The 6663-nt window shown below is 56.4% G+C and carries 7 protein-coding genes; 5 read left to right on the forward strand and 2 right to left on the reverse strand.

The genetic code is table 11. From position 1 onward, the window contains the following. Positions 1-261: IS110 family transposase (locus MR935_RS09485; protein WP_290572995.1), on the reverse strand; the 261-nt coding region annotated here is incomplete at its 3' end. A 342-nt stretch (positions 262-603) separates the two neighbouring features. On the opposite strand from MR935_RS09485, the gene MR935_RS09490 reads away from it, so the two are divergent. Together MR935_RS09490 and MR935_RS09495 are read left to right on the forward strand one after the other, a co-directional pair. Beyond that, positions 604-732 carry a hypothetical protein gene (locus tag MR935_RS09490; RefSeq protein ID WP_290572996.1) on the forward strand — a complete coding sequence of 43 codons (129 nt, stop codon included), beginning with the start codon at positions 604-606 and terminating at the stop codon, positions 730-732. A 651-nt stretch (positions 733-1383) separates the two neighbouring features. Continuing rightward, complete coding sequence (locus tag MR935_RS09495; protein WP_290572997.1) at positions 1384-1536, forward strand: hypothetical protein; 153 nt, start codon at positions 1384-1386, stop codon at positions 1534-1536. Positions 1537-1964: 428 nt separating this feature from the next. Here the strand turns inward: MR935_RS09495 and MR935_RS09500 are convergent, their stop codons facing one another. Next, the gene (locus MR935_RS09500; RefSeq protein WP_290572998.1) at positions 1965-2855 is read right to left on the reverse strand and encodes a LysR family transcriptional regulator; all 891 of its coding nucleotides are present in this window, start codon (positions 2853-2855) and stop codon (positions 1965-1967) included. Between the two features lie 158 nt (positions 2856-3013). Here MR935_RS09500 and MR935_RS09505 point away from each other — a divergent pair, with 158 nt between their 5' ends. Genes MR935_RS09505 through sdaAA form a run of 3 tightly spaced genes read left to right on the forward strand, consistent with a single transcriptional unit; the run spans position 3014 to position 5816 of the window. Beyond that, positions 3014-4228, forward strand: a complete 1215-nt coding sequence (locus MR935_RS09505; protein ID WP_290572999.1) for a dicarboxylate/amino acid:cation symporter — start codon at positions 3014-3016, stop codon at positions 4226-4228. 36 nt (positions 4229-4264) lie between these two features. Further along, the gene (gene sdaAB, locus MR935_RS09510) at positions 4265-4933 is read left to right on the forward strand and encodes an L-serine ammonia-lyase, iron-sulfur-dependent subunit beta (protein WP_290573000.1); all 669 of its coding nucleotides are present in this window, start codon (positions 4265-4267) and stop codon (positions 4931-4933) included. Between the two features lie 13 nt (positions 4934-4946). After that, the gene (sdaAA, locus tag MR935_RS09515) at positions 4947-5816 is read left to right on the forward strand and encodes an L-serine ammonia-lyase, iron-sulfur-dependent, subunit alpha (RefSeq protein ID WP_290573001.1); all 870 of its coding nucleotides are present in this window, start codon (positions 4947-4949) and stop codon (positions 5814-5816) included. Positions 5817-6663 lie beyond the last annotated feature (847 nt).

Raw genomic sequence — 6663 nt, forward strand, 5'->3', positions numbered from 1 at the left:
GCGCTGGTAACGGCCCAAGGAGCCATCCTCCCGGAGGGCGTAAACCAGACTGTCACCATAGATGGAGGTTGCCTCCATACCGATGGTCACTTCGCTGAGCTGGAGTTTGTCCAGCGCTGACACGATTCTCTCTGAAAGTATTCTAGCACCGCCCAGGTTGTTTTGCACAGAAAAAGTGCTGAATTTGATCCCGTCCGGTTTCATGAGGCAGACAACATTATTCTTGCTGCTCACATCGATGCCAACAAAAAGTGGATTCATTGATTTCACCTCCCCATGTGGTGCTTTTCAGGTCAGCAGGCTTTGAGATACCCATGATAACCGGAGCATCCGCTACCTCGCGTATTAGAATCATTCCGGGGCAGGTCGATGCGATATCCCCCACTGCTAAGAGGGCGGCCCTACATCCGGCAAACAGCTAATGAGTATGCAGCTAACTTCCGGCTCAGGGGAACGGACTAAAGTAGAAGCAACTTTTCGGTTCAACTGGGGGTGAAAAGAACTTGACCCTGCTGGCCTACAGCTATTGTATCACGGGCATCCCAAAACCTGCTGATATCTGAATTATTAACCCTAAAACTTATTATACGAGGGAGTGATGCAATGAAATTCCGCGGCATGATCGCTGCCTGTGCGGCGGGGCTGCTGCTCCTGCCCGCAGGCTGCGCGGCGATACGCAAAAAATGGAGATGCCGGATACGGACACGGGCAAGGCTGACACCACTGATCTGACACAAGGCTCTGTGACGGTGGACGGGAAAGCGTATCCGTTTACAGTCACAGATGCCTGTGTCTCGAGCACCTAGGGGCGTCCGCGGCCACATCATGCAGCACCTCGCTGTAATTCCGCAGATCGGAGATGGGTTTAATATTCGGCATCTCATTCAGCCCCTTTCTGCCTATAGCATATTCCGATTTGCCGTAAGATTCAACAGCAAATTCTACTGCATAAATAACGGTTTTGCCGAGGCTGGCAAAATGATTACACGCATTTTCTGCCTCTGACTGGCCGAACCGGAGCGATACGCTTAAGAATGGTAGCATAGATGGTGGAGCTGCCGTAAAACAGATAAGCAGCAGCTTGTGTTCTGGTACCCGCCGTGCGTTGAAAAAAATGATGCAGTGATGCCGCAGTCACCCATAGCATGGCATTTTCCGGTTAGACGCGCCCGGCCCCTCTGGAAGAAATGCGGCCCCGGCTGGTAATCGTGGGATCGAGGGCTACTGGGCAGGGGAGAGTGGATGCGTCACCGTTCCGCACTACTTCCTCACGGGCAGCCGCACGGCATCCCACCGTGAGGCCGTCTATGAAGGGCGCTGCACGGTACCACGCCTATCCGGTACAATAACAGTATCAACTGTTGCAGACAGGGGGATATCGACATGCTGCAATACACAATCGACGAAAGGCAGCTGACACGTTATGCCGCCCATTTGCAGGAGCAGGAGCGCGCCGCGCAGGCCATCCAGAAATATATCCATGATCTGAACGCCCTGCAAAAGTACATGGCCGGCTGCTTACCAAAACGGCGCTGATCGAATGGAAGGAGCATCTTACCTACATCTATGCCATCGCCGCAGTAAGCTCCGTGCTGGCGGCGGTCAATTCCTTTCTTGCCTACATGGGATGGCTGGATTGCCGCATCAAGGCGCTGCGGCTTTAGCGGCAGGTGTTCCGCAACCCTGCAAAGGAACTGACGCGGGAGGAGTACACCCGTTTGGTCTATGCAGCAGAAACAGCGGGATGGGAGCGGCTGGCTCTGCTTCTTGAAACCATCTGCGCCACCGGCAACCGGGTAAGCGGGGTGAAATACATAACGGTGGAGGCTGTAAAGGCGGGCCGGATTGAGATATCTCTTAAGGGCAGGGTGTGGGTGATCCTGCTTCCGATCAAGCTGCAAAAGTATGCGAAAAAACAAAATGCCATCTGGCAAAGCCGGATGGCATTTTTGCGCACTGGGGGGCTACCTATCCAGCTCCTCTACCAGATGCACGAACTCGTTCATCTCGCGTGTGCGCCATTTCTCCTTGTGGGAACAGATCTGCCGGTACAGGGCGGCCCGGAAATCCGTGACGTTCACAAGCGACAGACGACCCTGACGGACGCTTTGCTCGACCGCGTACCAGGGCAGCAGGGATATGCCCTGATCAGACTCCAGCATCCTGATGATGAACGAGGTGTCGCTGCATTCCAGGAACGGCGTTAGGATGATATCGCGCGAGGCCAGAAAGCGGTCGAGCACACGGCGGTAGTTTGCGTCGCGCTCAGTCAGAAAGAAAGGCTTGTCGAGCAGATGCTCCAGCCGAAGGCCAGGGACGCTTTGCAGCGTCTTCCCAAGCGAGGGCGAGGCGACGAACACCACGTTCTCCCGCCGCTCCATCAGCTTGCGCCAGTTGTTGTTGTACTGCGGCTCATCTAATATGTAAATCAGGTCGAGCTCGCCGCGCTCCATCTGCTCGATCAGATCCTCAGGCTCGCCCGTGGTGATGCGGATGACGACCTTGGGATGCCGCTCCCAATACAGACGGAGCACGGCGGGCAGCTTGGCAAAGCAGAGCGACGCGATCGTGCCGATGTGCAGCCGACCGGTCAGCTCGCCCATGTCGGAGACTGAAAGCCGCGCCTTGTTGACCTCGTTGAGCACCTCGTAAGCGCGCTCGAGGAACTGCGCCCCCGGGCCGGTGAGGATGATGCGCTTGCCCATGCGGTCGAACAAGCGGGTGTGCAGCTCGTCCTCAAGCTGGCGGATCTGCACAGTGACGGCGGACTGCGAATACCCCAGGCTTTCCGCTGCCCTGGAAAAGCTTTTGAACTGAGCCACCCGGATAAAGGTGTTGATTTGGCGCAATTCCATAAATACACACCTCGATTTTTGGTTGGAATGTATTATGATTTTTTTGAAACAATAATATTAAATTTATGAATTTGACTTATATATATAAACAGAATATACTAAAATCAAGCAAGGGTCAAGGGAAAATTGAGCAAAATTATTAGGAGGTTGCATTGTTCATGGAAAAGAAAAAATTCAAACTCGGCCTGCTCCCGAAGCTCATCATTGCCATCATCATCGGTATCCTGATCGGCCAGTTCCTGCCCGAATGGTTTTGCCGGATCGTGGTAACGGCGTCAAGCATCTTCAGTACGTTCCTGTCCTTCGTGATCCCGCTGATGATACTCGCTTACGTGACCATGGGCATCGCCAACCTGAAAAACGGTGCGGGCACGCTGCTGCTGATCACTGTGCTCCTCGCCTACAGCTCTACGCTGATCGCAGGCTCGGCGTCCTACTTTGTGGCGCAAAGCCTGTTCCCCAGCTTTATGAGCGCGGATGCGCTCGAGCAGATCGCCGCCACGGCCGGCAACTCACTGGAAACCTATTTCAGCATGGATATCCCCGCATTGCTTAACACGATCTCCGCGGTTGTGCTCGCATTCGTGCTCGGTCTGTGCCTGTCCACCCTGCGCGGCAAGACTATCGGGGACACACTGTATAACGGCATGAGCGACTTCTCCGGCATCATCGATAAGGTGCTGCACTCGGTCATTATCCCGCTGCTGCCCCTGTACATCTGCGGCACGTTCACCAATATGACCAAGTCCGGGCAGACCTTTGCGATCCTCGGCATCCTGTGGAAGGTGTTCCTGGTGGTCATCATCATGCACCTGATCTATATCGTGGTGCAGTTTATCATAGCGGGTACGGTCAGCAAGAAGAACCCCGTCACACTGATCCGCAACCAGATCCGCGGCTATATCACGGCGCTGGGCACGCAGTCCTCGGCCGCTACGATCCCGGTCAACCTTCAGTGCGCAGAGGCGGACGGCATATCCGCCGAGATCCGTAACTTCGTGGTTCCGCTGTGCGCGAATATCCACATGGCAGGCTCGATGATCACCATCACGGCCTGTGCTACCGCGGTATGCCTGATGAACCAGATCCCGATCAGCATCACCACGGTCCTTCCTTTTATCATGACGCTGGGCATCGCGATGGTCGCGTCCCCCGGCGCGCCGGGCGGCTCCATCATGACTGCGCTGCCCTTCCTGTACATGGTGTTCGGTGCAGAGGCTGGCGATCCCGGCGGCCCGATCTGCGCAATCATGGTTGCGCTGTACATCACGCAGGATTCCTTCGGCACGGCCTGCAACGTGTCGGGCGATAATGCGATCGGTGTGGTCGTGGAGACCATTTACCAGAAGTTTATCAATAAGAAGGCCGCGTGAGCCTGCTCCGCCGCCGGCCAGGGAAGGAGAGCAAGCATGTCTTATATCAGTGTTTTTGATGTGTTGGGGCCTAATATGATCGGGCCGTCCAGCTCCCACACAGCGGGGGCGGCCGTCATCGCCTTTCTGGCGCATAAGATGATTGCGCCCCCGCTGAAAAAAGTGGACTTTACGCTGTATGGTTCCTTTTCCAAAACCTATCACGGCCATGGGACCGACCGTGCGCTGCTGGGCGGCAGCATGGGCTTCGGCACGGACGATATCCGCATCCGCCAATCCTTCCAAATCGCGGCGGAGCGCGGGCTGGCGTACAGCTTCACCCCGTGCGATACCGAGACCGACATCCATCCCAACACAGTGGACATCCGCATGGAGAACGCCCGCGGGCAGGTCATGTCCGTGCGCGGGGAGTCGCTTGGCGGCGGCAAGGTGCGCATTTCCCGCATCAATGGCGTATCGGTGGATTTTAACGGCGATTACAGCACGGTGATCGTCGTCCAGCAGGATATGCCCGGCGTGGTCGCCCATATCACCAAGGTGCTCAGTGACAGCAATGTGAATATTGCCTTTATGCGCCTGTTCCGCGAATCCAAGGGGCACACTGCCTATACCATTGTCGAGTCCGACGGGCGGTTTCCCGAGGGCATTGCCGGGCCGCTGCGCAACAATCCGCACGTGCACGATGTGATGATCGTGGAGCCGTAGGGGAGGGAGCAACATGGATTTTAAATCCGCCAAGGAGCTGCTCGCGCTGTGCGCACAGGAGCAGCAGCCGATTTCCGAGATCATGCGCCGCCGGGAATGCGAGCTGGGGGAAACGACCCGAGACATTGTGGATTATAGGATGGCGCGCGCGCTGGAGATCATGCGCGACTCAGCCACCCGGCCGCTCAAGGATCCGGTTCGGTCGATGGGCGGCCTGATCGGCGGGGAAGCGAAGCAGCTGTCCGCCCATGCCGCCAAGGGCAAGGCGATCTGCGGCGACGTGTTGGGTAAGGCGATGATGTATGCCATGGCCGTGCTGGAGGTCAACGCCTCCATGGGCCTGATCGTGGCAGCGCCCACGGCCGGGTCGGCGGGTGTAGTGCCCGGGCTGCTGCTGGCGCTGCAGGACTGCTATAAGATATCCGACGACCGGCTGGCAGACGCGCTGTTCAACGCGGGTGCGGTGGGTTATCTGGCCATGCGCAACGCGACTGTAGCGGGCGCGGTGGGCGGCTGTCAGGCCGAGATCGGCGTAGCCGCCGCGATGGCGGCTTCGGCCACGGTGGAGCTGATGGGCGGCACGCCCAGCCGGTGTTTGGACGCGGCCTCCACTGTTCTGATGAATATGCTGGGTCTGGTGTGCGACCCGGTGGGCGGGCTGGTAGAGTACCCCTGTCAGAACCGGAATGCAGCCGGTGTGGCCAATGCCCTGATCGCCGCCGAGCTGGCGCTCAGCGGCGTGCAACAGATGATACCGTTAGATGAGATGCTGGACACCATGTACGCCGTGGGGCGGCGCATCCCGATCGAGCTGCGCGAGACCGCGCTCGGTGGCTGTGCGGTCACCCCTGCTGCCTGCGAGCGGTGCGGCGGCTGCGGCTGATCCCGCGTATCGCCCGTAGTCCGGCAAAAGTAAGCAGCGGCGTATGGACAGGCCGCAGGATAACCACGCGGTAACGATCCGACCGATCGTTACCGCGTGGTTTTTTTGGCTGCACGGGCGGGACGGAACGCCGGATCAGCCTTCCTGTAAGGCGTTGAGTTTCAATCTGGCATCGGAATATATTTTGAATTCTACTGTCTACCTTTATTGAGTAGGGCTTTGCCCTGGCTGCAAAGGCACGGGGCATACAATGTGCGCCCTGCGGGGTATCTGCTGGCAGAGGTGATAACATCTCTCCGCGGGTGGGGGCGAGTAACGGGGGCTTAGGAGACTCTCTAACAAGTGGCATTTATGTCATAAACACCATATTTGTGCGTCCCGTAATGTCGGAGGGTATCTCCAAATGATTGTTGTTAGGCTGGCGGCTGCGAGATTTCCACCCTGGTGTCATCTCATTTCTTGATGGATAGATATATTGTCATAGGAGGCGGTTTGGAAGTGTGTAACCTTTTCAAAAGCTGAAAAAGTAAGTGAATACGAAAATAACACCACCAAAATCCCATTTTTTCAATGGATTTGGTGTTTTTTAATAGACTCATTTTTGGCTTGTAAAGGGACATATCGAAGGTGGGCTTATGGAAGCGATTTTTGATTTTCGAAAGCATATGGAATAGTCCCCCTTGCAGCATTCAGGCTGGCAACAGGAACCTTGCTACGAAAATAAGTAGCGAGGGCGTGTACCTTGACAAACAGGTTTTCAACGCCTCATGAAAAACCATCGCAGCACAAAAAGCGGCAGGCCAAAACCTGTCGCCGGTCGAAATATGGAACAGTGGGCATCAGTCTG

Origin of the sequence: Agathobaculum sp. (assembly GCF_022775115.1) — a bacterium.
GTDB lineage: Bacteria > Bacillota > Clostridia > Oscillospirales > Butyricicoccaceae > Agathobaculum.

Coding starts and splice junctions, on each gene's coding strand:
- sdaAA (WP_290573001.1), top strand. CDS start 4,947: ATGGATTTTAAATCCGCCAAGGAGCTGCTCGCGCTGTGCGCACAGGAG.
- sdaAB (WP_290573000.1), top strand. CDS start 4,265: ATGTCTTATATCAGTGTTTTTGATGTGTTGGGGCCTAATATGATCGGG.
- MR935_RS09490 (WP_290572996.1), top strand. CDS start 604: ATGAAATTCCGCGGCATGATCGCTGCCTGTGCGGCGGGGCTGCTGCTC.
- MR935_RS09495 (WP_290572997.1), top strand. CDS start 1,384: ATGCTGCAATACACAATCGACGAAAGGCAGCTGACACGTTATGCCGCC.
- MR935_RS09500 (WP_290572998.1), bottom strand. CDS start 2,855: ATGGAATTGCGCCAAATCAACACCTTTATCCGGGTGGCTCAGTTCAAA.
- MR935_RS09505 (WP_290572999.1), top strand. CDS start 3,014: ATGGAAAAGAAAAAATTCAAACTCGGCCTGCTCCCGAAGCTCATCATT.